Origin of the sequence: Emticicia sp. TH156 (assembly GCF_002855535.1) — a bacterium.
Lineage (GTDB): Bacteria > Bacteroidota > Bacteroidia > Cytophagales > Spirosomataceae > Emticicia > Emticicia fluvialis.
Genome location: NZ_PKRS01000001.1, coordinates 859952 through 885676, shown reverse-complemented (window position 1 = coordinate 885676; position 25725 = coordinate 859952). Strand labels below are relative to the sequence as shown.

24 protein-coding genes are annotated in these 25725 nt (G+C 42.6%); 9 read left to right on the top strand and 15 right to left on the bottom strand.

Translation table 11 applies throughout. From position 1 onward, the window contains the following. Nucleotide 1 precedes the first annotated feature (1 nt). Both murF and C0V77_RS03715 read right to left on the bottom strand, forming a co-directional pair. Complete coding sequence (gene murF, locus C0V77_RS03720) at nt 2-1300, bottom strand: UDP-N-acetylmuramoyl-tripeptide--D-alanyl-D-alanine ligase (protein WP_101724951.1); 1299 nt, start codon at nt 1298-1300, stop codon at nt 2-4. A gap of 175 nt (nt 1301-1475) precedes the next feature. Beyond that, on the bottom strand, nt 1476-1964 hold the full coding sequence (locus tag C0V77_RS03715; RefSeq protein ID WP_101724950.1) for a hypothetical protein: 489 nt from the start codon (nt 1962-1964) through the stop codon (nt 1476-1478). A gap of 225 nt (nt 1965-2189) precedes the next feature. On the opposite strand from C0V77_RS03715, the gene C0V77_RS03710 reads away from it, so the two are divergent. From C0V77_RS03710 to C0V77_RS03690, 5 genes are all read left to right on the top strand, one after another. Next, on the top strand, nt 2190-3509 hold the full coding sequence (locus C0V77_RS03710; protein WP_101724949.1) for a M14 family zinc carboxypeptidase: 1320 nt from the start codon (nt 2190-2192) through the stop codon (nt 3507-3509). After that, nucleotides 3493-4257: a carboxypeptidase-like regulatory domain-containing protein gene (locus C0V77_RS03705; RefSeq protein ID WP_101724948.1), complete on the top strand. Its 765-nt coding sequence runs from the start codon at nt 3493-3495 to the stop codon at nt 4255-4257. Before C0V77_RS03710 ends, C0V77_RS03705 begins: the two co-directional genes overlap by 17 nt. 29 nt (nt 4258-4286) lie before the next feature. Next, nucleotides 4287-7064, top strand: a complete 2778-nt coding sequence (locus tag C0V77_RS03700) for an alpha-L-rhamnosidase (RefSeq protein ID WP_101724947.1) — start codon at nt 4287-4289, stop codon at nt 7062-7064. 145 nt (nt 7065-7209) lie between these two features. Further along, nucleotides 7210-7620 carry a transposase gene (locus tag C0V77_RS03695; protein WP_216824392.1) on the top strand — a complete coding sequence of 137 codons (411 nt, stop codon included), beginning with the start codon at nt 7210-7212 and terminating at the stop codon, nt 7618-7620. Nucleotides 7621-7713: 93 nt separating this feature from the next. Beyond that, nucleotides 7714-9180 (top strand): UDP-N-acetylmuramoyl-L-alanyl-D-glutamate--2,6-diaminopimelate ligase, encoded by a 1467-nt coding sequence (locus tag C0V77_RS03690; RefSeq protein WP_101724946.1) that lies wholly within the window; start codon nt 7714-7716, stop codon nt 9178-9180. 85 nt (nt 9181-9265) lie between these two features. On the opposite strand, the gene C0V77_RS03685 is transcribed toward C0V77_RS03690, so the two are convergent. From C0V77_RS03685 to C0V77_RS03640, 10 genes are all read right to left on the bottom strand, one after another. Continuing rightward, the gene (locus C0V77_RS03685; protein WP_101724945.1) at nt 9266-9886 is read right to left on the bottom strand and encodes an OmpH family outer membrane protein; all 621 of its coding nucleotides are present in this window, start codon (nt 9884-9886) and stop codon (nt 9266-9268) included. 110 nt (nt 9887-9996) lie between these two features. Next, the gene (gene leuB / locus C0V77_RS03680) at nt 9997-11067 is read right to left on the bottom strand and encodes a 3-isopropylmalate dehydrogenase (RefSeq protein WP_101724944.1); all 1071 of its coding nucleotides are present in this window, start codon (nt 11065-11067) and stop codon (nt 9997-9999) included. A gap of 149 nt (nt 11068-11216) precedes the next feature. Then, complete coding sequence (locus C0V77_RS03675) at nt 11217-11525, bottom strand: GxxExxY protein (protein WP_229236186.1); 309 nt, start codon at nt 11523-11525, stop codon at nt 11217-11219. A gap of 53 nt (nt 11526-11578) precedes the next feature. Beyond that, the gene (locus C0V77_RS03670; protein ID WP_216824391.1) at nt 11579-13096 is read right to left on the bottom strand and encodes an alpha-isopropylmalate synthase regulatory domain-containing protein; all 1518 of its coding nucleotides are present in this window, start codon (nt 13094-13096) and stop codon (nt 11579-11581) included. 55 nt (nt 13097-13151) lie between these two features. Next, nucleotides 13152-13748, bottom strand: coding sequence for a 3-isopropylmalate dehydratase small subunit (leuD, locus tag C0V77_RS03665; protein ID WP_101724943.1), 597 nt, complete (start codon nt 13746-13748; stop codon nt 13152-13154). A 60-nt stretch (nt 13749-13808) separates the two neighbouring features. Next, nucleotides 13809-15209, bottom strand: coding sequence for a 3-isopropylmalate dehydratase large subunit (gene leuC / locus C0V77_RS03660; protein ID WP_101724942.1), 1401 nt, complete (start codon nt 15207-15209; stop codon nt 13809-13811). Between the two features lie 29 nt (nt 15210-15238). Then, complete coding sequence (locus tag C0V77_RS03655; protein WP_101724941.1) at nt 15239-15871, bottom strand: transposase; 633 nt, start codon at nt 15869-15871, stop codon at nt 15239-15241. Nucleotides 15872-15953: 82 nt separating this feature from the next. After that, complete coding sequence (locus C0V77_RS03650; protein ID WP_101724940.1) at nt 15954-16796, bottom strand: AraC family transcriptional regulator; 843 nt, start codon at nt 16794-16796, stop codon at nt 15954-15956. 3 nt (nt 16797-16799) lie between these two features. Then, nucleotides 16800-17558 (bottom strand): ABC transporter ATP-binding protein, encoded by a 759-nt coding sequence (locus tag C0V77_RS03645; protein ID WP_101724939.1) that lies wholly within the window; start codon nt 17556-17558, stop codon nt 16800-16802. Between the two features lie 61 nt (nt 17559-17619). Beyond that, complete coding sequence (locus tag C0V77_RS03640; RefSeq protein ID WP_101724938.1) at nt 17620-18351, bottom strand: ABC transporter permease; 732 nt, start codon at nt 18349-18351, stop codon at nt 17620-17622. Between the two features lie 113 nt (nt 18352-18464). On the opposite strand from C0V77_RS03640, the gene C0V77_RS03635 reads away from it, so the two are divergent. After that, entirely contained in the window at nt 18465-19172 is a 708-nt protein-coding gene (locus C0V77_RS03635; RefSeq protein ID WP_101724937.1) for an SDR family oxidoreductase, read from the top strand. 76 nt (nt 19173-19248) lie between these two features. On the opposite strand, the gene pdhA is transcribed toward C0V77_RS03635, so the two are convergent. From pdhA to recF, 3 genes are all read right to left on the bottom strand, one after another. Next, nucleotides 19249-20265: a pyruvate dehydrogenase (acetyl-transferring) E1 component subunit alpha gene (pdhA, locus tag C0V77_RS03630; RefSeq protein WP_101724936.1), complete on the bottom strand. Its 1017-nt coding sequence runs from the start codon at nt 20263-20265 to the stop codon at nt 19249-19251. Nucleotides 20266-20478: 213 nt separating this feature from the next. Beyond that, nucleotides 20479-20784 (bottom strand): 30S ribosomal protein S10, encoded by a 306-nt coding sequence (gene rpsJ, locus C0V77_RS03625; protein ID WP_101724935.1) that lies wholly within the window; start codon nt 20782-20784, stop codon nt 20479-20481. Between the two features lie 174 nt (nt 20785-20958). Next, nucleotides 20959-22062: a DNA replication/repair protein RecF gene (gene recF / locus C0V77_RS03620; RefSeq protein ID WP_101724934.1), complete on the bottom strand. Its 1104-nt coding sequence runs from the start codon at nt 22060-22062 to the stop codon at nt 20959-20961. 133 nt (nt 22063-22195) lie between these two features. Between recF and C0V77_RS03615 the strand changes: the two genes are divergently transcribed. From C0V77_RS03615 to atpC, 3 genes are all read left to right on the top strand, one after another. Beyond that, on the top strand, nt 22196-23545 hold the full coding sequence (locus C0V77_RS03615) for a sugar porter family MFS transporter (RefSeq protein ID WP_101724933.1): 1350 nt from the start codon (nt 22196-22198) through the stop codon (nt 23543-23545). A 321-nt stretch (nt 23546-23866) separates the two neighbouring features. Beyond that, nucleotides 23867-25372 (top strand): F0F1 ATP synthase subunit beta, encoded by a 1506-nt coding sequence (atpD, locus tag C0V77_RS03610; protein WP_101724932.1) that lies wholly within the window; start codon nt 23867-23869, stop codon nt 25370-25372. Between the two features lie 5 nt (nt 25373-25377). Then, entirely contained in the window at nt 25378-25620 is a 243-nt protein-coding gene (gene atpC / locus C0V77_RS03605; RefSeq protein WP_101724931.1) for an ATP synthase F1 subunit epsilon, read from the top strand. Nucleotides 25621-25725: the final 105 nt, after the last annotated feature.

Below are 25725 nucleotides of genomic sequence, written 5' to 3'. Positions count from 1 at the left end.
GCTATTGAAAACAGGCAAGGGTGCTTTCAAGCCCCATTCCGCGCGAACCTTTAATTAACACAAACGAATTTTGTATCTGCCTGTCCAGTAACCAGTTGTGTAATGAAAACTTGTCAGGAAAATAAAATGCTTTCGGAAGCGGGTCTAGTGCTGACGCCATCAGCTTGCCTGCCAGTATCACCAGATCAATATCACCCCTGGCAACCAGCTCTCCAATGGCTCTGTGCTCGGCAGGTGCCTCCTCTCCCAGTTCAAGCATATCACCCAGAATCACCACTTTCTGTTTGTCTGTTTTCAGATTAATGAAGTTCTGAATAGCGGCAGACATAGACGATGGATTGGCATTGTAGGCATCTAACAATATGCTGTTGGTTCCTTTTTGTATAATCTGCGACCGGTTGTTGTCCGGATTATACGCGCTTACTGCTTCAGCGGCATCTTCCAGGCTAACGCCAAAATATTGGCCAATGGCTATTGCCGTTGCAATGTTTTCAAAGTTATAATGGCCGGGCAGGTTGGTTGTATAGGTTTTGCGGGGGGAATTATTACTATGAACCGAGAATACCACTACCGGTGAGTCTTCCAGCATCAGCAGGGTATCGTCATGCAGGTAATTAACCGTTTGTTTAAAGCTGCGGGTTTGAGCCATGCCCGTCAGGTTTTCATTACTGGCATTCAGAAACACCGTTCCGCCTGATTTCTGTAGAAAATCATAAAGCTCACCCTTACCTTTTTTTACACCTTCTACTCCACCAAAGCCCTCCAGATGGGCTTTACCTACATTGGTAATAAACCCATGTGTAGGCTCGCAGATATTACTGAGGTCTCTAATCTCTCCCTGATGGTTGGCGCCCATTTCAATAACAGCTATTTCGTACGTTTCATCAAGCCCCAGCAATGTAAGCGGTACACCAATGTGGTTATTTAGGTTACCCTTGGTATAATATGTCTTGTACTTCTTTGCCAATACGGTTGCCACCAACTCTTTTGAAGTGGTTTTACCGTTAGAGCCTGTAAGCCCGAGAATCGGAATACTGAATTGCTGGCGATGATAATTAGCCAGTTTCTGCAGAGTGTACAAAACATCATTTACCACAATGTATGCATCGCCGATGGCATATTGTTCTTCATCAATTACCACATACTTTGCACCTTTTTCCAGTGCTTCTTTGGCAAAAGTGTTGGCATTGAATTTTTCGCCTTTCAATGCAAAAAACATCGTTCCTTCTCCTATTTTGCGCGTATCTGTCGAAACCCCTTTGCAGGTTTTCAACTTCTCATATATTTCAGCTATTGACATTACTAATGAAACAGGTTTTTAATTTCCTGTAAATTTAATGTTAAACTGCCAAATACTGTTCAATGCGCAATTCATTTCTTTTTGAAAGCGGCTGTGCTAAATGTAATTCTGCTTAAAAAACAAAAAGCCTCCAAAATCAGGAGACTCTTATGCCTATTAACAAAAAACATGATACTTACTTGTTACTTACTACGCCTTTGGGGTCAATGATTTTATCATCTACCTTTGAGCCGTTAGAAACCTGCACATAAAGTGCGTTGGCATCGTAAAGGCTCCCGAATTTTTCTTTCAGGTTTATCTCCAGCAAATGGTCCAGAACTGCCGCACATTCAATGCCGGTGCCGTGTTCTAAGGTTACTACAAGATTGACTGTAAGCGGATATGACTTGCGGATGATACCGTCCCATACTACCTTATAGTTGCTGGTTAAGCAGCCACCCGTTACGGCAATTTTCAGCAAATCGTTTTCACGCTTTACTTCTTTTATATCAAAGGGGCGGCTCTGGCCTGTAGTGCGGGTATTAATTATTGACTTATATTTTGTTTCGCTTACCTCAAAGGCAACAGTGCTTTTATCTGGAGCTGGCTCGTTGGCTTCTGGTTTACAAGCGGCTATGGCAAGCAATAGATACAGACTAACAAAAACTTCTGTGATAGCTTTCATAATTCTTTATTTAAAATGGTTTGTAAAATTAGCTTTCAATGAATGATTCCTTTTACACCAGAGTGGTTGGAATACCCCCTGTAAATATGAATACCCCGGCCATACGCCAATAGCATTGGCACAACTGGGCGCTATGGGTAGTGAACTGCACAATACCTGCACATTGGCTTATGTTTTAGAAATAAATGATATTTTTGTTTTTAAACTCAATAAAATACCGACTTTATGGTTCTTCCTCACAAACGCCTTAACTTTGTCTTTATAGTTTATTCCCTTTTTATCAGTATGCCGTTAATTGCCCAGACACAGGATTACTCAAAAGCCTTATTCGAAAAACACGATGTTTTTAAAGAAACAGCACTTAAGCACCGCCGTTTCAAACATAAAGACCTTGTACCGCTGATTGAGAAATTGCCTTTTGAAAAACAGGTAGTGGGGCAATCTTTTGAGGGGCGAGACCTGTATCAGATAAAACTCGGTAGCGGGCCTGTTAAGGTCTTGTTGTGGTCGCAGATGCATGGGGATGAACCCACCGCCACAATGGCTCTGGCCGATATATTTTTGTTTTTTCAGGGTAAAAACGATGGCTTTGATACCCTGCGGCAATCTATTTTAGCCAACACCACCCTGTATTTTGTACCTATGCTAAACCCAGACGGAGCCGAACGCTACCAGCGGCGTACGGCTACCGAAATAGACATGAACCGCGATGCGCTGCGTTTCCAGACACCGGAAGGCGCATTGCTGAAAAAATTGCAGGATGAGCTGAAACCGGAATTTTCTTTTAACCTGCACGATAAAAACACCAGATACAGTGCAGGCCGGAGTAATAAACAGGCAACTGTTTCTTTTCTAGCCACTGCTTATGATTGTGAGCGGAGCTGGAACCCCACCAGAACCAGAGCCATGCAGGTAATAAGTGGCATGATTGAAGCACTGGAACAGTTTATTCCGGGGCATTTAGGGCGCTGGAACGACGAACACGAACCGAGGGCTTTTGGCGATAACGTATCTAAATGGGGAAGCAGCCTGATACTGATAGAATCGGGTGGTTATAAAGATGATACCGAAAAACAGTTTATCAGAAAGCTGAATTTTGTGGCTATTCTAACTGGTTTGCAGGCCATAGCAGAGAAATCTTATACCCATTATACGTTGGCTACTTATGAAGCGTTACCTAATAATGAGCGCTACCTGTACGATTTGCTTGTACGCAATGCCAGGTTTAACTATAATGGTAGAATAGTTATGAAGGATATAGGTATTGACCTGATTGAAAAAAACACCAAGAACGCCACGGGTTTTAGCATCAGGAGCGTTATTGAAGAAATGGGCGATTTGTCTACTTTCTGGGGTATCAAAGAAATTGATGCTACCGGCTTACAGGTAAGACCCCTTGCTGATTTCCCGGAGCTAATTAAAACATATAAATTATCTAAACAGGACGTTCAGGACAAAGACCTGAACCTGGACGAAAAAGCCAACTTTGTGTTAGCCAAGGGCAATGATGTTAAATACGTAATTATTAATGGACAAATTAAATAGCCGCTTTGGCATCAACAGATTAACCTGTCTTTTTTTCTTTCTAACCTTAGTAAATACCCACGTATTTGCCCAACAAACATACGTACTTGGCAAAGCCATCGATAAAACAACCAGAAAAGGGGTGCCATCGGCAACGGTTGTCAACAAGAATACCAGGCAGATTACCCGCACAGGCGAAAACGGCAATTTTCTGGTAAAGGCATCAAAAGGCGACTCCATCAAGATTTCATCTGTAGGTTATAAAAATGCCGGAATAGAATGGGACGGCGTAACTACTGAGCCGGTAATAGAAATGCCGCAGGATGCTATAATGTTGCCCGAAGTAACCATTAAAGACCGACGCCTGGAGATTATCAGGAAGCAGATTGATGAATTGCTGGCAGCTCCGGAGGCATCGACCAAATTAAAGTGGAAAGATATTTCAAACCTCATTAATACCAATACCACATTGCCTAATGGTGGCATTGGTATCTCTATTGATGGCCTTTATCAGCTTTTCAGCAAGGAAGGTAAAACCCGCCGGAAACTGGAAGCCATGAAACAGGAAGACCTGAGAAAACTGCTGGTTGAATACCGCTACAACGCAGAATACGTTTCTTATGTAACCAAACTAAAAGGGCAGGAATTAAAAAACTTTATGAAATACTGTAACCTGCCCGATACTTTTATACTTACTGCCAATGATTACGACCTGACCTTTGAGGTATTCAGATGCCTTGAAGATTACAAAACCCGGTTAAGATTTTAAGATTACTTTATACCTCTATTGTAAGCCTCATGAAAAAACAGATTTTTCTACTTATCTCTGTTCTAATTTTTAATATTTCTTACGCTCAGTCTATTGAGAAACTTCGTTGCGAATATTCTGAAAACCCTTTGGGATTAGACACCCCAAAGCCCCGTTTGTCGTGGCAAATTTCCTCCTCTACCCGAGGCGCTAAACAAACGGCTTACCAGATTCTGGTGGCAGACACAGAAGAAAACCTGAAAAAAGACAACGGAAATATCTGGAATTCGGGTTTGGTGAAATCGGCACAATCGCTGTGGATAAGCTACGGAGGCAAGCCGCTGGAATCGCGCAAGAGATATTTCTGGAAAGTGAAAATCTGGAACGAAAAAAACAAACCCACTAGTTTCAGCAACACCGCCTGGTGGGAAATGGGTCTTCTGCAAAAAACCGACTGGACAGCACACTGGATAGGCAAAAAAGGAACTGAGGGAAAACCCCCGAAATCTGTTGAGCTCCAAAAGGAGTTTCAGCTAAACAAGCGCGCAGTAAGAGCAAGAATATATGTAACTGGCCTGGGGGCATATCATCTCATTTTTAACGGTAAAAAAGTAGGGCAAGACTACCTCACTCCCGGCTGGACACACTACCTGAAAACCGTTCATTACCAGACTTATGAAATAGATGCTGAAGACCTGACCATCGGTACCAACTTTATTACCGCCACCTTGGGTAGTGGATGGTGGAGTAGCGGACTGGGCTGGGGTGGCGGTAAATTTGCTTATAGCGATGGCCCTAACAGATTGCTCTTCCAGATGGAAATGGAGTTTTATGATGGCTCACGCCAGACCGTTATCTCTGATGCCAGCTGGAAAACCCGGCTTTCGCCCATAGTATCTAATTCGTTATACAATGGCGAAGTGTATGATGGCCGTCTGGAATATGGTAAAGACTGGGAAAACGCCACCATTCTTGATGATAGCGAAAACAAAACAACACTCTTTGGCCCTAAACCCGAAGACAACCGGAACGAGGAGGCAGAAACCTTCAGCACAAAAAATGTAAAGCTGATAGCATCTGTTGCTCCTCAGATTCAGGTAATGCATGAGATAAAAGCCGTGAAAATAACCGAACCCCGCAAAGGCCGATATGTGTTTGATTTCGGCCAGAACCTGGTAGGCTTTACACACCTGAAAGTAGAAGGCAAAGCCGGAAAAGAAATTGAAATGAAGTTTGCCGAACTGCTGACCGACAAAGGTCTGGCAGACCAGGCCAACCTGCGGAGCATCAGACCAACCGATAAGTATATATTGAAGGGCTATGGCATAGAAGAATGGGAGCCGAAGTTTACCTACCACGGGTTCCGCTATGTTGAGGTAGAGGGGCTACCCAAAAAGCCGGATGAAAATACACTGGTGGCAAAAGTGATTCATAACAATGTACCCTTTACCGGAAGTTTCAACACTTCAAACGACCTGCTCAACAGCATTTATAAGAATATAACCTGGGGTCAGCGGGGTAATATGCACAGTGTGCCTACTGATTGCCCCCAAAGAGATGAGCGTCTGGGCTGGATGGGTGATGCCCAGATTTTTGCCCCCACCGCCAGTTACATTATGCACATGAATGGCTTCTTTGCCAAATGGGTACGCGATATCGCCGATTCTCAACATTCAACAGGCTATGTATATGATGTAAACCCTAAAATTGTAGTGGGCGGGCCATCTAAACCTGCATGGGGCGATGCCCTGGTGATTGTACCTTACAGAATGTATCAGTTTTATGGCGATAAGGGCATTATTGAAGAAAACTACGAAGCCATGAAAAACTGGGTAGAGTATCTGAACAACCACCCGAATACGCAACAAAACGGGCTTTATCATTTTCAGGCAGGAGATTTTTATGGTTACGGCGACTGGGTGCCAGTTGAGAAGTCTCCAACCAAACCTATTGGCGGCAGCTATCAGTTTTTCTCGAACAAACTACTGGCCGAAATGGCGCAAATAATAGGAAAAACCACTGATGCCCAGAAGTATGAGTTGGTTGCGCAGAAAGCAGCAGACAAATACAATGAGTTTTATTTTGATGCCCAAAGCAAAAATTACGAAGGCAAAACACAGGGTGCCAATCTGATTCCTCTGAGCCTGGGAATCACTAAACCTGCCGACCGCGCAGCAGTAGCAAAAAATGTAGCGGCCAATGTAAGAGAGAAGAACGACCACCTGACCACCGGATTTCTTTCAACAGAAATGTTGTTACCTACCCTGAGCGATGCCGGAGAACACGAACTAGCCTATAAAGTAGCAATCCAAAAGACATACCCAAGCTGGGGGTACATGGTTGAAAAAGGCGCTACAACCATGTGGGAGCTTTGGAACTCTGATACCGAAAAACCAGAGGGCATGAACTCGCGCAACCATTTTGCTTATGGCTCAATCGGTGAGTGGTTCTACGCTTATCTGGCGGGTATTAAACTTGACCCGCAAAGTGCCGGGTTCAAGCACTTTATTATTGCACCCATGCCGGCAGGAGACCTGAAATGGGTTGAAAGCAGATACGTAACAGGCTATGGGTCTATCGCCTCAGGCTGGAATTTACAGGATACCAAATTTACCCTGAAAGTAAGTGTGCCAGCCAATACATCGGCGCAAATACAATTGCCATTAGCAGGTAAAACCAATGCCATTATAAAAGAAAACAACAAACCGGTATTAGCCGGAAACAAAGCGCCGAAAATTAAAATACCTGGTATAACGTTTGTAAAAGTTGAAAACAACAAAGCCATTTTTGAGGTCTTGAGCGGAGATTATTCGTTTACGGTGGAATAACATGCCTTATCATCCTGATATATATCATCGTCGTTCGATTCGTTTACAGGGTTATGATTATTCAAAAGAAGGTCTTTATTTTATAACAATCTGCACGAAAGAAAGGCTCTGTATCTTTGGTGAAATCAGAGAAAACTAAATGATATTGAATGAATTAGGAAAGGTTGCCCATAAATGTTGGATGGGCATACCGGGTCATTTTCCTGATGTCTTTCTGCATGAATTTATCATTATGCCTAATCATATGCATGGCATTATTGAATTACGACCTGATTATATAAAACCATCCGACAATGTAGGGGTTCAAAATTTTGAACCCCTACTACCGAAAATCAACCAATATCAGAAAATTATACCACGTTCTATTGGCTCAATTGTCAGAGGGTTTAAAATCGGCGTAACAAAATGGTATAGAGAAACCACTCTTTCTCAAAATCAAATCTGGCAAAGAAATTATCATGAACATATCATACGAAACGAAGAGTCTTATAATACCATTTCTCACTACATCCACAATAATCCAAAAAATTGGAAAGCAGATAAATTTTATATCTGATATATTTGCAAAAGGTATGTGTCTGTAGGGGTTCAAAATTTTGAACCCCCATCGCAAGAACCACCCCTATGACAAATTAACCAAGCCGTTATTATGATATTAAGCGATATCCTATATAAAGTTCCTCTGTTAGCTGTTTCGGGCAAAACAGATATTGAAATAAAAAAAATTGTCTTTGATTCCCGTCAGGTACAAAGCGGAAGCCTGTTTGTTGCCATTGGTGGCACACAGGTTGACGGCCATAATTTCATACAGAAAGCCATTGAAATGGGGGCTTCTGCCATTATCTGTGAGCGCCTGCCAGAGGTTTTAAATGAAGAAATCTGCTATCTGCGGGTAGAAAATTCAGCCCGCACCATGGGTCTGGTGGCAGCCAATTTTTATGGCAACCCATCTAAAAAACTAAAGCTGGTGGGTGTTACTGGCACCAACGGCAAAACCTCAACAGTTACCTTGCTATTCCGTTTGTTCCGTAAACTGGGGTATCGCTGCGGCTTGCTGTCTACCGTTCAGAATCAGATAGATGATGATATCATTCCGTCTACCCATACCACACCCGATTCGGTAAAAATCAATGAATTGCTACTGGAAATGGTTCAGAAAGGTGTGCGCTATTGTTTCATGGAGGTTAGCTCGCACTCAGTAGTGCAGGAGCGTATTGCAGGACTTCATTTTGCTGGAGGCATTTTTACAAACATTACCCACGACCACCTTGATTTCCACGAAACTTTTGATAATTACATAAAAGCCAAAAAAGGATTTTTCGATCAGCTTCCGGCGTCGGCTTTTGCATTAGTAAATACCGACGACAAGAACGGCAAAATAATGATTCAGAATTCAGCCGCCCGCAAGGAGACTTATTCATTAAAGAATATCGGCAGTTTTAAAGGCAAGATTCTGGCTTGCGGGTTGTTTGGCTTGCAGATGGATATTGACGGACGAGAAGTATGGTTTAAGTTAATAGGTGCATTTAATGCCTACAATCTGCTGGGTGTATTTGGCGCCGCTGTTTTACTGGGCGAAAATCCGGACGAGGTACTGATGCAACTTTCAGACATCAAACCACCCTCTGGCAGGTTTGAGCAGGTTGTATCGCAAAACCATATTGTAGGTATAGTTGATTACGCACATACCCCTGATGCCCTGAAAAATGTACTGGAAACCATTGTTGATTTACAGGAAGGCAACCAACAGATTATTACTGTGGTGGGTTGTGGCGGAAACCGCGATGCTACCAAGCGCCCCATTATGGCCGAAATAGCCAGTCGCCTCAGCAATAGAGTTATACTTACTTCTGACAACCCAAGAAATGAAGACCCTTTTGCCATTCTCGGGCAAATGGAGGGCGGTGTGCCTGTGATTTATGTAAACAAAGTACAAACCATTGAAGACCGCAGAGAGGCCATATTTGAAGCCGTGAGAATAGCCCGTCCGCAGGATATTATCTTAGTAGCTGGTAAAGGCCACGAGACGTATCAGGATATAAAAGGTGTGAAACACCATTTTGATGATAAAGAAGTATTGCAAGAGGCCTTTAAAGAGATTTGGGAGAAACAATAAAAAACGCCCCTAAACGATGTAAGAATTGTTTAGGGGCGTTTTTCCTATTTTGTCAATCTAAAAACAGTCAACCTGTTTCAGGATATTAAGATTTTTTAGGCGCTGGCTTTTTGGTGGTTGCTGCCGGTTTTGGTGCAGAAACTGCCGGTTTGGGTTTTGGCGGAGGTGTTGAACCCAGTTTTAGTAAAATGGCATCAGACAAGTTGTCTCTGTCGTTATCGTTTGAATAAAGCAATATAGGTGTCGACTCCCTGTTGGAACCGTCTACATTTCTTCTGAAAACAAATTTATATCCTTTTTCGGCAGCTACTTTCTTGGTAGTAGCATCTACCTTGTCGCGAATCTCTTTGTATTTTGTCTGAATCAGGCTTTGCAGTTCTGCTTCTGCACTGGACTGATATTCATCTGCCACTTTTTTCAGGTCCTGTACTTCTTTCAGGGCTGCATTTAACGATTCAGTGGTAACATTGCTTATATCTTTTAAAGACTGCTGATAAAGCGCGTATTTCTCTTGATAAACCTTGGCTTTTGCTTCAAACTGCTTTGAAAACTCTTCTCTTTTAGCCGCTACTTCGTTCTGCAGATCTTTTATATCTTTCAGATTTACCATCACGTAGTCATCATACACATAACCAATTTTAGGGAGCTGAGCGAATGACACCTGACTAACCAAAGCAGCAATAAGAACAAGAAATAACTTTTTCATTGGGGGTGTTTACGTAATTTTTTATCAAAACTAACTAATATTTCTGATGAAAAAAAGAGTGCGCCACATAAGGCTTATGTGACGCACTTGCTTATAAGAAACACTTCTGCTTATATTCTTTTCAGAATCTCCTCTCCTATTGCGTCGGTTCCCAGAATCATTTCTTTTGGTGTTGAAGCATCGGCGATGTCTCCGGTACGGAAGCCCGCCTTCAACGTCTGCTCAACTGCAGAAATAATGGCTTCACTTTCGGCTTTCAGACCAAACGAGATATCTAACATCAGAGCTGCCGACAAAACAGAGGCCATAGGGTTAGCCAGGCCTTTACCAGTAATATCATGCGCCGAACCGTGGATTGGCTCATAAACACCGGTACTGTCACCAATTGAGGCTGAAGCCAACATTCCCATTGAACCGGCAATCTGTGAGGCTTCGTCAGTCAGGATATCGCCAAAAAGATTAGCTGTTACTACTACGTCAAACTGTCTTGGGTTCTTGATTAGTAACATAGCTGCCGAATCTACAAACTGGTGCTCAACTGTTACTTCAGGATATTCTTTAGCTACTTTCTGCACTACTTCTCTCCACAAACGGCTGGTTTCCAATACATTGGCTTTGTCAACAGACATTACTTTCTTACCGCGTGTCATGGCTGCATCAAAGGCCTTACGGGCTATGCGCTCAACTTCATAACGGCTATACTCGGCAATGTCATAAGCAGTATCGCCATCGTTTTTACGGCCCTTTTCTCCGAAATAAATATCGCCTGTCAGTTCTCGGAAAAACAGAATGTCTGAACCCTTCAGAATCTCCGGTTTGATGCTTGATGCCCCCAAGAGCTCATCAAACAACTTAATTGGGCGCAGGTTGGCATACAAACCTAACTCCTTACGCATTTTTAGAAGACCTTGCTCCGGACGCACTTTGGCCGATGGGTCGTTATCATATTTCGGGTGGCCTACTGCTCCGAAAAGAACGGCGTCAGAGGCACGCATTTTCACAAGGGTTTCTTCCGGTAGCGGGTCTCCGGTAGCTTCTATAGCTACGTGGCCAATCAGGGCTTCGTCATAAGTAAACTCATGACCGAATTTCTGCGCTATTTTTTCTACTACTTTTTTTCCGACGGCTGTTACTTCCTGCCCGATTCCGTCTCCGGGAACAACTAAAATATGTTTTTTCATTTATTTTTGATTATTTATTCTTGTTACTATTGCCACAAAGTACACAATTAAGACACAATGTTTCACAATATTACCCTTTGAATACCCTCTTTCATTGAAATTACATTAAAGTTTAATACAAATCCCAAGCGTTTATTTGTCATTTTTAATTAGCTCAATACCTGTGCTTTCCATATTGGGTTAACTAAATCAACTGCTTTAACTTCTACTATAATTGTATTTTCTACCAAAATATCTATTCTGAGGCCTTCCTCAAAAACAAGTTCATCATACTTTACAGGAACTATTACCTGTCTCTCTGCTTTTAATCTCATTTTCTGAAGTTCATAAGTCAGGCAGATTTCATATATTTTTTCCAATAAGCCTGGGCCAAGCGAAGAATGAACTTTATAGGCAGCACTTATTATCTTTCTACCAATTTCTTCAATACTTGCTGGTAGTGGCTGGTACTCTTTCATACAAATTGTGAAACTTTGTGTCTTAATTGTGTACATCGTGGCAAAAATGCTTATTAAAACTGTATCAGATTCAACATTTTCTGGGTTGCTTTAATGGCAGATACCGTCTGGTCAGAATCAAGGCCACGCGTTTTAAATTCCTTGTTGTTCTGTTCCCAGGTAATTATTGTTTCACAAAGTGCATCTGTTTTTCCACCGGGTGGAATCCGAACGGTATAATCCGTCAGCATCGGAAGCAATATTTTCTTTTTATCATAAATCTTCTTCAAAGCATTCATGAAAGCATCATACTGCCCATCCCCCTGCGCATTTTCCTCAAATACAACTCCATCAATTTTAACCTGTAAAGTGGTAGACGGCCGTAGGTTTCTTGAATGGGTCAAAACATAATTCATTACTTCTACTCTTTCAACAATAGCATTAGAATCAATAACATCAGAGATAATATACGGTAGGTCTTCTCTGGTTACTACCTCCTTCTTATCACCCAGTTCAATTATGCGTTGCGTTACTTTCTTTAAATCAGCCTGCGACAATTTGATGCCCAGCTCCTGCAGATTCTTTTCAATATTAGCCTTGCCCGAAGTTTTGCCCAGCGCATATTTCCGCTGCCGACCAAAACGCTCCGGCATCAGATCGTTGAAATACAGGTTGTTTTTATTGTCGCCGTCGGCATGTATGCCCGCCGTTTGCGTAAACACGTTTTCTCCAACAACAGGCTTATTGACTGGTACAAGAAAACCTGAAAACGTTTCAACAATTTTACTTACTGAATACAATGACTCTTCTACAACTGATGTTTTTACATCCGGAAAAAAGTCGTTCAGCACTGCAATGGTACTGGCCAGGGGTGCATTACCTGCACGCTCACCCATACCGTTTACGGTCAGGTGCAGGCCTTTGGCTCCTGCGCGCACGGCTTCCATTACATTGGCTACGCTTAGGTCGTAATCGTTATGGGCATGAAAATCGAAGTGATGATTGGGGTAACGCTCAACAATGGCATGTATAAAGTCGTACGATTCCTTAGGGGTTAGTACCCCCAGGGTATCAGGCAGCAGCACTCTTTCGATGGGCTGCCTGGTTATAAAATCCAGGTATTGAAACACATACTCACGAGAATTTCTCATGCCGTTGCTCCAGTCTTCAAGATATACATTACATTTAATACCTTTCGATTGCGCCAGCGCAATTACCTGAGCTATTTCGTCGAAGTGCTGTTCGGGGGTTTTCTTTAACTGATGGGTAAGATGATTCAGAGAGCCTTTGGTGAGCAGGTTCATCACTCTGGCTCCGGCTTCAAGCATCCAGTTAACAGATGTCTCTCCGTCAACAAAGGTCAATACCTCTATTTTTTCGAGAAACCCGTTTTCTGCTGCCCAGGATGTGATTTTCTTCACGGCCTCAAACTCACCGTCAGACACCCTCGCAGAAGCAACCTCCAGTCGGTCAACTTTTACTTCTGTTAATAGTAACTGGGCAATGGTTAGTTTTTCGGTAGAAGAAAAAGACACTCCGCTGGTTTGTTCACCATCGCGGAGTGTTGTATCCATTATTTCTATATAGTTCATTATGCTGTTGCTTAAAGCAGTGGTTTTGTTGTCTCCGGTAAAAGGGGGTAGCTGATTAATAGAGACTCTTTTCAGCAAATGATTTTATTTCCTCTTTCATGGCTTGCAGATAATCAATATCATCGTAGCCGTTTATCAGGTTATCTTTCTTATATCCGTTAATGGCAAAACTTTCTTTCTCGCCGGTTGATACAATAGTAATGGTTTGCTCTGGCAGGCTTACTTCCAATTCTGCTTCAGGGTCGGCCTCGATGGCCAGAAAGATTTTATCCAGAAACTCCGGGCTTACCTGTACCGGTAAAATACCTACGTTAATGGCGTTACCTTTGAAAATGTCGGCAAAGAAGCTTGATACCACACAACGGAAGCCGTAGTCATAAATAGCCCAGGCGGCGTGTTCGCGACTGGAGCCACTACCAAAGTTACGGCCACCTACCAGAATCTTGCCCGAATAAATTGGGTTGTTAAGCACAAAATCCGGCTTAGGGGTATTGTCTGAGTTATATCGCCAGTCTCTGAACAGGTTGTCACCAAAGCCTTCGCGCTTGGTTGCTTTCAAGAAACGGGCAGGTATTATCTGGTCAGTATCCACGTTCTCGATAGGCATGGGTACAGCGGTACTTTTTAGTACTGTAAATTTATCGTAAGCCATTTGTCGTAATATTTTTAAAGTCAGACAATTGTTCGACTTATCTGACACCTTTGTTTTTGTTTAGATTAATTCTCTTGGGTCGGTTACTTTTCCGGTTACGGCTGCTGCTGCTGCTACTAATGGGCTGGCCAATAGCGTACGCGCACCGGGGCCCTGACGGCCTTCGAAGTTACGGTTAGAGGTAGACACCGCATACTTACCTGCCGGAATCTTGTCATCGTTCATGGCCAGACATGCCGAGCAACCCGGTTGGCGCAATTCGAACCCGGCTTCATTCAACACATCCAGAATCCCTTCTTCCTTAATTTGTGACTCCACAATGTGAGACCCCGGCACCAACCATGCCGTTACATTGTCTGCTTTCTTGCGGCCTTTTACGATGGACGCAAAAGCGCGGAAGTCTTCAATACGGCCATTGGTACAACTGCCTAAGAAAACGTAGTCAATAGGTTTGCCTATTATCTGCTCGTTTTCTGCAAAGCCCATATAACCCAATGATTTTTTGTAGCTGGCTTCGCCGTCTTTTACCTGACTGGCCATTGGGATATTCTGAGAAATACCGGTACCCAAACCCGGGTTTGTACCGTAGGTTATCTGCGGCTCAATATCGGCAGCATCAAATGTATATTCTAAATCAAAAACGGTGCCTTCGTCAGTTGGCAGGGTTTTCCAGTAGGCAAGGGCTTTGTCCCATGCTTCGCCTTTTGGTGCCATCTCTCTTCCTTTCAGGTAAGCAAAGGTAGTTTCGTCAGGAGCAATGATACCCCCTCTGGCACCCATCTCGATAGACATATTACAAACCGTCATGCGGCCTTCCATGCTCATATTTCTGAAAACATCTCCGGCGTACTCTACAAAATAACCGGTTGCTCCCGCTGCAGTTAATTGAGCAATAATATAAAGCGTTACGTCTTTAGGCATAACGGCAGGCCCTAATTTACCATTGATGGTTACACGCATCTTTTTAGGTTTAGGCTGCATAATACATTGCGAAGAAAGTACCATCTCAACCTCAGAGGTACCGATACCAAAAGCAATGGCACCGAATGCTCCGTGGGTAGATGTATGCGAGTCGCCACAAACGATAGTCATACCCGGTAAAGTAATACCATTTTCAGGCCCTACTACGTGTACAATGCCGTTCTTCTGATGCCCCAAACCCCAGTGTGAAATGCCATATTTAGCTGTATTGGTTTCCAATGCCTTCAACTGATTGGCAGAAAGCGGGTCTGAAACCGGCAGGTGTTGGTTAATGGTGGGTGTATTATGGTCGGCGGTAGCAAAGGTACGATTCGGGAACAGTACATTAATTCCTCGGGTTTCCAGACCTAAGAAAGCCACCGGGCTTGTTACTTCATGAATAAAGTGACGGTCGATAAAGAACACATCCGGGCCGTCTTCGATTTTACGAACAACGTGCGCATCCCATACTTTGTCGAATAGTGATTTTGGTGTTGACATTTTATATTTAAGCGTTTTATTTCTGTGATTTATAAGTCAAGATTTCCTGACTCTTCTATTAACTTCTCTGTCTGTTCTCCAAATAATTTATCATTTTCCCAAGTCAATGGATTATTGATAATATACTGGCTGATGGTATTAAAATCCTTTTCCTTTCTGATTATATTGTCCCAAAAACGTGTTTGCCATTCAAAATCTGGTACTATTGGGTGAATATGTTTTGTACAAATTGACTTGTATGAACCAATAATTGATGAAACCGTATTTTTACCCTGATTTCTGAAACGTAATTGGGCGTTGGTTTTATCATTAGATAATTCACCGTCCTGTGTAGAGACAGGGCAATGCCCTGTCTCTACCTCGGTATTGGTTTCATTATTGATGTTTTTATTAATAACTAAAATGCCATGAATATGATTGGGCATTACAACAAAATCACCTAAGGTAACGAATGGAAAATGTTTTGGAATCTCATGCCAAAAACCTTGTGCAATTGCTCCGGCGGTTGATAATTTCATTTTACCCTCTTGGCATTCACCTAAAAAGTATTGTCTGTTTTTGGTACAAATAGTGATAAAATAAATACCATTAGACCCATAATCCCAATCTGGGTGCCGAGCAGACGGAATACGATATTTGTTCTGAAACTTATCTGCCGACATTTCTCTAATTTAACAATACAAATTTGAGTATAATAACTCAATAAGGATTAACGAAATACGACCAAAAAATAATGTTTTTGGCTCATTGGTTTTTCTTGGGCGTAAAACCGTATTTTTCTTTGAAGGCTTTGATGAAATGAGAAACGCTCTCATAGCCAATTTCAAGGCTGATTTCGGAGACGTTCTTAGGCGTATTTTGCAGAAGAAATGAGGCGTATTCCAGCCTCCTGTTTTTGATCCAGGCAGCAGGCGAGGTATGAAACTGTTGTTCGAAGTCGCGTTTGAAAACCGACAGGCTTCGGCCGGAAATACGTGCTAATTCACTAATAGAAAGCGGTTTAAGATAATAGTTTTCGAGCAGATAGGCCAGATCTATTTTCTGACCCTGATAAATTTTGAAGAGTGTTGACTGGAACTGACCCGTCTGGTCCAATTCAAGCAGGTGTAACATCAGCTCATTGAATTTCAGTTTCAGAAACTGATTGAGCAGGTTGGTACGGGCACTGAAGAACGGAATAAGCGAATCGACGAACTTATCAAAGTTCTCGTTGCTTTCAAGGCTCAGTATTTGTTCAAATGCCCCGTCGGGCGAATCTTCAAACAGTGAAAGATTTTGCCCTACAAACTCTTTCAGCAGGTTTTCGGGGAAGAAAAAAACAAGGCTGCGGTAGTTGCTGTCGATAGACTCGTTCATGGAATAGCAACCCCGTTGAAAAAAAAGAATCTGCCCTTTTTGTACGTGGATATCTTGTGTAGGAGAAATAAATTTCTTTTCGCCTTCCAGCACATACACAATGGCGTGTTCTTCAAAGAAAATCTCATTGCGCGACGGATAGACATTGTTCCGGTAAGCCACAAAGGTCATTTCCTGAATCTTGAGCAATTCAAACTCATTAGCGCTTATGGAAGACGGAACCCTGAGCATTGCCTATTTCTTTTTATCACCTCTCATTTTCTGCAAGGCCTTATTAGAGAAAACAAATTCTTCAAGTTCAGGAGTACTCACATCAAGGATCGTCTGGCTGCTGCCCTCCCATATTTTTTGCCCTTTATATAAGAACATGATGTAGTCGCCGATAGAAAGAACCGAGTTCATATCATGTGTAATCACAACAGTTGTGGTGTTATATTCTTCGGTTATTTCCTGAATCAACTCATCTATTTTTATTGAGGTAAGCGGGTCAAGGCCAGAGTTGGGCTCATCACAAAACAGGTATTTCGGATTCATTACAATGGCTCTGGCTATACCTACCCTTTTTTTCATCCCGCCCGATATCTCAGAAGGCATCCGGTTTCCGGTTCCTTCCAAACCTACTCTTTGCAAGCAAAACTCTACTCTCTCTTTTTTCTCCTTTTCAGGCATTTCGGTGAGCATATCCAAAGGAAACTGTATATTCTGATGCACGGTTTGCGAATCAAAAAGCGCCCCACCCTGAAATAGTACGCCCATTTCGCGGCGGATATCCTTCTTGTCTTCCTCTTCTCCCAGATAAAAATCACGGCCATCATAAAGCGTTAAGCCGCCTTCAGGCCGTACCAGGTCTAGCATACATTTCAACAATACGCTTTTTCCTGTACCGCTTGCCCCGATAACCAGACTTATCTTTCCTTTTTTAAAAACACCACTTACATTATCTAAAACCTTGCGGTCGTTGAAAGACTTCGAAATGTTTTTTATTTCTATCATATAATTTCAATCCTGAAAAGAACGCTGTGAAGAGTAATGAAAAAACCGGGTTTGCCGGGTATCAGGTCAATAATTCAGCCAACAGGTAGTCGGCAATTAAAACAGCTATACAACTATTGGTTACGGCCGATGTACTTGCCTGCCCTACTTCTAAAGCCCCGCCCCGGGTGTAATATCCTTTAAAAGCAGAGATGGTAGAAATAAGAAACCCAAAAACAAAGGCTTTAATAATGGCAATAAAAACATTGAACGGAACAAACGAATATCTGATACCATAGATATAATCTTCGGGGGTAATAATGCCTGTTAGTGTTCCGGCAAGGTAGCCGCCCAGAATACCCAGAAAACCTGAAAGAATAGCCAACAACGGAAACGTAAACATGGAAGCCAGTAATTTAGGCAGCACAAGGTAAGACGCAGAGTTGATTCCCATTACTTCAAGTGCGTCTATCTGCTCGGTTATTTTCATGGTTCCCAGCTCACCAGCAATGTTAGACCCTATTTTGCCGGCAAGCACCACACACATAAAAGTAGATGAGAGCTCCAGGAGGGTCATGTCGCGCACAATATTACTTACTACATATACCGGTATTAAGGGGCTTACCAGGTTGGCTCTTGTCTGCACGCAGGTAACGGCGCCAATAAATACAGCCACAATGGAAACAATGAGAACTGAACTGACACCAATAGCCAGACACTCGTCTATAAACCGGTTCCAGTAAACTTTGAAAGTTTCTCTACGGCTAAATAGTTTCCCCAGAAATATTAAATATTCTCCTACAGTTCTTAACATGCTTTTTAACGATATTTGCAAAGATAACGAATAGTTTAATAACGCATTTTAGATAAGAAAGTTTATATTCAAAAACCAGAGCCATACCATAAAAACAATTAAAAGAGCAGAACATGAGCAAAAAACTGATAGTAGTTTCAGGCGGTAGCCGTGGAATCGGTCGGGCCATTATTGAAATCTTCGCCCAAAACGGCTTTGATGTACTGGCCTCGGCTCGAAAAGAGGCTGATTTAAAAGAGCTGCAAAACCATATAACCACCCAATATAAAGTAAACTGTTTTATTTATGCCGCCGACCTGGCCATAAAACAAGAGGTAGCAGGGCTGGTGGGGTTTATTCAGTCGCTCAACAGGCCGGTAGATGTGCTTGTAAATAATGCAGGGAGTTTCATTCCGGGGAATATCCACGAAGAGCAGGATGGTGTGCTTGAAAGCCTGATAGAAACAAACCTGTACAGCGCGTATTATCTGACCCGCGGACTTATCAAAGGCATGATTGCCCAAAAAAGCGGATATATATTTAATATGTGTTCGGTTGCCAGCCTGATGGCCTACCCTAACGGTGGCTCTTACAGTATTTCTAAATTTGCCCTGCTGGGTTTCAGTAAGTGCTTACGCGAAGAAATGAAACCTTTTAATATAAAGGTAACGTCTATTATGCCCGGTGCCGTACTGACCGACAGTTGGGCAGGTGTGGATATTCCGGCTGAAAGATTTATGCAAGCGGAAGATGTTGCCAAAACCATCTGGACGGCTTATAGTTTGTCTGACGGAGCTGTAATGGAAGAAATTGTGATGCGCCCGCAAAAGGGCGATTTGTAAAATACATTTTTTCAGGAAACAATAAAGCCGGCCCATAAAAGCCGGCTTTATTGATATTATAAATTACGTAAAAAGACTATTCTCTCAGGAAAGGATAGTCAGATTGTACGTAAATATCATCAAACGCGGTTTCTGCTTTAGGGAACGGCGATTCTTCTGCAAATTTTACCGACTCCTCTACCTTCGCTTTCACTCGCAAATCTATTTCTTCCAATTCTGCTTCTGTAGCAATACCGTTGGTTAAGATACGGTCGCGGCAAAGCTCTAACGGGTCGCGGCGTTTCCATTCTTCCACTTCATCCTTGGTACGGTATTTCTGAGGGTCTGACATTGAATGGCCACGGAAACGATAGGTCTTGAATTCAAGGAAAGTAGGGCCTTCACCTGCTCTGGCGCGGTCGGCAGCACGTTTTACTGCTTCGTGTACCATTTCTACATCCATCGCGTCTACCGGTTCTGCAGGCATATCATACGCCTCACCAATGGTGTATAGCTCTCTTACGTTTGAGGTACGCTCTACCGACGTACCCATGGCATAGCCGTTGTTTTCAACTACAAATATTACGGGTAATTTCCAGGTCATGGCCATGTTGAACGCCTCGTGCAACGCACCCTGACGCACAGCGCCATCGCCAAAATAACACATACAAAGGTTTTGCGTACCTTTATATTTTTCGGCAAATGCTATACCTGCACCTAACGGAATCTGCGCCCCTACAATACCATGCCCGCCAATAAAGTTTACTTCTTTATCAAAAATGTGCATTGAGCCCCCTTTACCTTTGGTTGTACCGGTTTCTTTTCCGTACAACTCTGCCATAATTCTGTTGGGGTCAGTACCCAGCGCCAACGGATGGCCGTGGTCTCTGTAGGCGGTAATCCATTTGTCATCTTTGGTTAATGCCGAAACAGCTCCTGAAGAACAAGCCTCCTGGCCTATATATAAATGACAAAATCCACGAATCTTTTGCTGCCCATACAACTGGCCGGCCTTTTCTTCAAATTTTCTTTGAAGAAACATAGACTCGTACCAATACATATATGTTTCTTTAGAATACTTTACTTTTGGTGCTTTTTCTTTGGTAGCTGCCATCTCTGATTCTTTTATAATTAAACGTCATTTTGCTTAGACGAAGCAAATTTATGAATTAAATCATTATCGACGAAAAATATTGAGATAATCTGTTCATTTAAATAGCCAACCGGGGGGAATTATCACCTGATTCTCCGTCAAACCATGCCTTATAAAACATAAAAAAAGCCTCTGAGTTAACTCAGAGGCCTATCGCAATCAACTAAGAGATAACTATACTTTAATCTCAACGTCAACACCACTTGGTAGTTCCAGTTTCATCAACGCGTCAACAGTTTTCGGGCTGGCCGAGTAAATGTCGATCAAACGTTTGTACGTACATAACTGGAATTGCTCACGTGATTTTTTGTTAACGTGCGGAGAACGCAATACAGTGAAGATTTCTTTGCGAGTAGGCAACGGAATTGGTCCGCTAACAACGGCTCCTGTAGATTTTACAGCCTTCACAATTCTCTCTGCCGATTTGTCCACTAAGTTGTGGTCAAACGACTTTAATTTGATTCTGATTTTTTGTGACATTGGTTCAAAAATTTTTAGATGAACCCCTCCGAAAGAACCATTTGCTTCAGAAAGGGCATAAAAAAACGTCGTTTTTTACAACGCGGGTGCAAAAATACGTAAAAACTTGGTACTTATAAAGTTATAAGCGAAAAATTAATAAAAAACATAGAAGCAAAACCACCTAACACAACTTTACGAGGCTACGTTTTTATGATTGTCAATACTGAAATACTTTACCTCGGCACCTACCTGTTCAAGAATTTTACGGGTTCGTTCAGGCCGGGCATCCGTAATAAAAACCTGCCCGAAAATACCGTTGTTGATGCTCTCTATCAGGCTGTGAATCCGGCGGTCGTCGAGCTTATCAAAAATATCGTCCAGCAGCAGTATGGGCTTTAGCTCTTTCAGTATCTCTATCATTTCAAACTGCGCCAGCCGTAGCGCCATTACAAAAGATTTCTGTTGCCCCTGCGAGCCAAACTTCTTGATGGGGTAAGTGTCTATCTCAAAAACATAATCATCTTTATGTATGCCTTTGGTGGTTCGTTGTGCCCTTATATCCGTCTGGCGATTCTGGCGGAACTCCTGCGTAAAATTATCAACGGCTACTTCAGACTCATACACTATTTCCACCTCTTCCCTACCCTCACTTATTATGGCATAATGCTTTTTAAACACCGGCAGAAAAGTTTCCATAAACTCTTTCCTTTGTTTATGAAGCCTAACGGCCAGTTTTACCAGTGGGTCAGAGTAGGTATCCAGTAAATCATGGTCCATATAATTACGCTCGGCAAAGATTTTCAACAAGCTGTTTCTTTGCTCAAGAATACGGTTATACTGCTGGTAGTCAGTCAGGTATTCGCTATCCATTTGCGACAGCACCCCGTCAAAAAACCTTCGTCTTTCTTCGCTGCCCTCTTTAATAAGTTCGGTATCATCCGGGGCAATCAATACTACCGGAAACTGCCCTATGTGGTCAGCAATACGTTCGTAGGGTTTCTTTTCATACATCATTATTTTACGCTGCCCCCGCTGAATAGTACAGGTAATCTGATGGGTATGGCTGTTTTTACTAAAAACACCGTCAATCATCATGTAGTCGGCATCATGATTAATGCTGAACACATCCTGGTGGTGCATGGCACTTTTGCTCAGTGCCAGAAAATAAACAGCATCAAGCAGATTTGTTTTCCCACTCCCGTTCTCACCCACTATACAATTTACCTGCGGCGAGAAAGTAAATGTGGCTTCTTCGTAATTCTTAAAATTAGATAGATAGATTTTCTCTAAAAACATTCTGCTGACTTCGATAACAATATCCTCACTACCCAAAACGGGTATCTACTTACCAATCTGTAATACGAAATTACAGATATTTCCTGAAAATTTAGTTTATTTGTATGCGTTGTTGCATTTAACCTATCTATTTATGAACAAAAATCTACTATTGTATTTTATTGCTGCTGTTGCCGCTACCGGCGGGCTTCTTTTTGGTTTTGATACTGGTGTAATTAATGTGGCTCTCCCCTCATTGCGGGCACAATTTAACCCAAGCCCTGAAACAGAAAGCCGGATAGTGAGCGCAGTTCTGGCCGGTGGTATGCTGGGGCCTTTTCTCAGCGGCCCCCTGACCGACATACTGGGCCGAAAAAAGATTAACATCGTGGCATCGTTGATTTTCGTAGTTGGCTCTATTATTACTGCCATGGCGCCAAGCACTCTGTTCCTCATTATCGGCCGTTTATTTCTGGGACTTGCCATAGGTATTGTGGCCTCAACAGTACCTATGTATCTGGCAGAGATTGCCCCTACCCACATGAGAGGCCAGCTGGTAACGTTTTTTCAATTGGCTATTACCCTGGGTATATTGTTATCTTATGTGGTGGGTTTCTTCTTTGCCGAGCAGGCCGACGGCTGGCGGAATATGTTCTGGGCGGGGTTTGTGCCGGCTGCCATTTTGTTTCTGGGCATGCTTTTTGTACCCGAAAGCCCACGCTGGCTTATTAGCAAGGGCCGCGACGCCGAGGCACTGGCTGTACTGAACCGCCTGCGCGAACCTGAACAGGCCACACAAGAGCTTACCCAAACCAAAAGAATAGTAGAAAACGAAAAACATAACAAAGCCAACTGGAAAATGCTGTTCAGCAAGCGCCTGCGTATTCCTTTATTTATTGCGGTGGGTATTTTCTTTATACAACAGTTTTCGGGTATTAATGCTATCATTTATTTTTCGACAGATATTTTCAAAAACGTATTTCCTGAGGGCAACACAGCAGCACTGGCCACTGTGGGCGTGGGTGTTACCAACTCAATAGCCACTGTTTTTGCGATTATGTTTCTTGATAAATGGGGGCGTAAACCATTACTTTATACAGGCCTTATAGGCACCGCTATTTGCTTATCTACGGTAGGGCTGGCTTTTTTTATGAAAGACTCGCTTGATGCCGGCTTGCAGCAATTCATGCTGGTAGGTGGTATTTATACTTATATTGTTTTCTTTGCTATCAGCCTGGGGCCATTAGGCTGGCTGCTGATTTCCGAGATTTATCCACTGAAAATCAGAGGCTTTGCATCAAGTATGGGTAGCTTTAATCACTGGGTTTTTGACTTTTGTGTAGCTTACACCTTCCCTATTATGGCGGCTACTTCGCTGGGTACCAATGGCGGCATATTTGGTATTTATACCATTGTAGTGCTGCTGGGCTTGCTTTTTGCCAAGTTTGTGGTTTTTGAAACCAAAGGTATGAGCCTGGAAGACATTGAAGATAAATGGAAGTAAATATACGCCTGTAACTTTTTTACGTTATATTTTAATTGCGCTTTAATCTGACCTATCCGGTATGGTTTTTGGGGCAATGCGACCGATTCCCGGGGGGTTTAACAAGACAAATTATTGAATTTTTACTACGAACCGTTTTTTAAATTTGCAAGTGTACCCATTTAGGATTCGGTATGTTATCTAAAAAAAATACAAAATCATTGCCCAAGATTTTGCTTTTAAAAACTAGAAGCATTAATTTTGCGTCCCAAAACGAGATGTTATCGTTTTTACGCGCAACATCTTGCTTTCAAACTATCTAAATTTTAAAATACTCCATAAATGGCTAATATTGGTAAAATCTCACAGATTATCGGACCCGTGGTTGACGTGAGTTTTGAGGGAAAAGGTTCGTTTATCCCCCCTATTCTTGATGCGTTGTCGGTAGAAAAGGCGAATGGTCAAAAAGTAATCCTGGAAGTACAACAACACCTTGGCGAAGACCGCGTACGTACCATTGCAATGGACGGAACCGAAGGTTTGCAACGTGGTATGGCTGTAACGCACCTGGGTTCTCCGATTACCATGCCAACTGGCGATGCCATCAAAGGTCGTTTGTTCAATGTGGTTGGTGAGGCTATCGACGGCTTGGAGCAGGTTACTACTCCGGGTATGTCTATTCACCGTTCTGCACCTAAATTTGAAGAATTAGCAACAGCAACTGAGGTTCTTTTTACTGGTATTAAAGTAATTGACCTGCTTGCTCCATACGTAAAAGGTGGTAAAATCGGTTTGTTTGGTGGTGCGGGTGTAGGTAAAACCGTATTGATTCAGGAGTTGATTAACAATATTGCCAAAGCTTATGCCGGTCTGTCGGTATTTGCCGGTGTAGGTGAGCGTACCCGTGAAGGAAATGACCTTCTTCGTGAGATGATTGAGTCTGGTATCGTAAAATACGGTGAGGCTTTCAAACACTCAATGGAAGAAGGTGGCTGGGACCTAAGCGTAGTTGATAAAGATGCCTTGAAAGAATCTCAGGCAACCTTTATTTTCGGTCAGATGAACGAGCCTCCGGGAGCACGTGCACGTGTTGCCTTGTCTGGTCTTACTGTGGCTGAACACTTCCGTGATGGCGACGGCGAAGGCAAAGGTCGTGATATCCTTTTCTTTATTGATAACATTTTCCGCTTTACACAGGCCGGTTCTGAGGTATCAGCACTTTTGGGTCGTATGCCTTCAGCGGTAGGTTATCAGCCAACTCTGGCAACAGAAATGGGTAATATGCAAGAGCGTATTGCTTCAACCAAACGTGGTTCAATTACTTCAGTACAAGCTGTTTATGTACCTGCCGATGACTTGACTGACCCTGCTCCTGCCACAACATTTACCCACTTGGATGCTACTACAGTATTGAGCCGTAAAATTGCCGAGCTAGGTATCTATCCTGCGGTAGACCCTCTTGATTCTTCTTCACGTATTCTTTCTGCTGCTGTATTGGGCGATGCACACTACAACACTGCTCAACGTGTAAAAAATATTTTGCAACGTTATAAAGAACTACAGGATATCATCGCAATCCTTGGTCTGGAAGAGTTGTCAGAAGAAGACAAACTGGTTGTATCTCGTGCGCGTCGTGTGCAACGTTTCTTGTCACAACCGTTCTTCGTGGCTGAACAGTTTACAGGTTTAAAAGGGGTATTGGTTGATATCAACGATACCATCAAAGGCTTTAACCAGATTATGGATGGAGCCTATGACCACCTTCCTGAAGCCGCTTTCAACCTTGTTGGAACCATTGAAGATGCCGTTGCGAAAGGTGAAAGATTAATTGCAGAAGCGAACAAATAATAACAATGAACTTAGAAATAATTACCCCCGATAAAAAAGTATATACTGGCGAAGTAAACGCTGTTTCTTTCCCTGGTAGCGAAGGTCGTTTTCAGGTTTTGAAAGACCATGCTCCGCTTGTCAGTACACTTGCCAAAGGTGATTTGGTGATCGAAGCAAATGGTAAAAAAGAAACATTTGTGGTAGATGGTGGCGTAGTAGAAGTAGTAAAAAACAAAATTCTGGTGCTTGCTGAAGCAGTAGCTTAATTTTTCAGATATGCTTGAAAGAGGCTTGGGTGTCCAAGCCTCTTTTGTTTTTATAGGAATGTGAGTACTTTTACTAAATGATTTGTTATAGTATACAGTGAATGA

Bases quoted from the DNA above. Each gene is read 5' to 3' on its own strand.
- C0V77_RS03615 (WP_101724933.1), top strand. From the start codon at position 22,196: ATGAACAAAAATCTACTATTGTATTTTATTGCTGCTGTTGCCGCTACC.
- C0V77_RS03650 (WP_101724940.1), bottom strand. From the start codon at position 16,796: ATGCTCAGGGTTCCGTCTTCCATAAGCGCTAATGAGTTTGAATTGCTC.
- C0V77_RS03685 (WP_101724945.1), bottom strand. From the start codon at position 9,886: ATGAAAAAGTTATTTCTTGTTCTTATTGCTGCTTTGGTTAGTCAGGTG.
- leuB (WP_101724944.1), bottom strand. From the start codon at position 11,067: ATGAAAAAACATATTTTAGTTGTTCCCGGAGACGGAATCGGGCAGGAA.
- pdhA (WP_101724936.1), bottom strand. From the start codon at position 20,265: ATGGCAGCTACCAAAGAAAAAGCACCAAAAGTAAAGTATTCTAAAGAA.
- C0V77_RS03710 (WP_101724949.1), top strand. From the start codon at position 2,190: ATGGTTCTTCCTCACAAACGCCTTAACTTTGTCTTTATAGTTTATTCC.
- atpD (WP_101724932.1), top strand. From the start codon at position 23,867: ATGGCTAATATTGGTAAAATCTCACAGATTATCGGACCCGTGGTTGAC.
- C0V77_RS03675 (WP_229236186.1), bottom strand. From the start codon at position 11,525: ATGAAAGAGTACCAGCCACTACCAGCAAGTATTGAAGAAATTGGTAGA.
- C0V77_RS03700 (WP_101724947.1), top strand. From the start codon at position 4,287: ATGAAAAAACAGATTTTTCTACTTATCTCTGTTCTAATTTTTAATATT.
- C0V77_RS03670 (WP_216824391.1), bottom strand. From the start codon at position 13,096: ATGAACTATATAGAAATAATGGATACAACACTCCGCGATGGTGAACAA.
- C0V77_RS03635 (WP_101724937.1), top strand. From the start codon at position 18,465: ATGAGCAAAAAACTGATAGTAGTTTCAGGCGGTAGCCGTGGAATCGGT.
- C0V77_RS03705 (WP_101724948.1), top strand. From the start codon at position 3,493: ATGGACAAATTAAATAGCCGCTTTGGCATCAACAGATTAACCTGTCTT.
- recF (WP_101724934.1), bottom strand. From the start codon at position 22,062: ATGTTTTTAGAGAAAATCTATCTATCTAATTTTAAGAATTACGAAGAA.
- C0V77_RS03655 (WP_101724941.1), bottom strand. From the start codon at position 15,871: ATGTCGGCAGATAAGTTTCAGAACAAATATCGTATTCCGTCTGCTCGG.
- rpsJ (WP_101724935.1), bottom strand. From the start codon at position 20,784: ATGTCACAAAAAATCAGAATCAAATTAAAGTCGTTTGACCACAACTTA.
- atpC (WP_101724931.1), top strand. From the start codon at position 25,378: ATGAACTTAGAAATAATTACCCCCGATAAAAAAGTATATACTGGCGAA.
- murF (WP_101724951.1), bottom strand. From the start codon at position 1,300: ATGTCAATAGCTGAAATATATGAGAAGTTGAAAACCTGCAAAGGGGTT.
- C0V77_RS03715 (WP_101724950.1), bottom strand. From the start codon at position 1,964: ATGAAAGCTATCACAGAAGTTTTTGTTAGTCTGTATCTATTGCTTGCC.
- leuC (WP_101724942.1), bottom strand. From the start codon at position 15,209: ATGTCAACACCAAAATCACTATTCGACAAAGTATGGGATGCGCACGTT.
- C0V77_RS03640 (WP_101724938.1), bottom strand. From the start codon at position 18,351: ATGTTAAGAACTGTAGGAGAATATTTAATATTTCTGGGGAAACTATTT.
- C0V77_RS03645 (WP_101724939.1), bottom strand. From the start codon at position 17,558: ATGATAGAAATAAAAAACATTTCGAAGTCTTTCAACGACCGCAAGGTT.
- C0V77_RS03690 (WP_101724946.1), top strand. From the start codon at position 7,714: ATGATATTAAGCGATATCCTATATAAAGTTCCTCTGTTAGCTGTTTCG.
- leuD (WP_101724943.1), bottom strand. From the start codon at position 13,748: ATGGCTTACGATAAATTTACAGTACTAAAAAGTACCGCTGTACCCATG.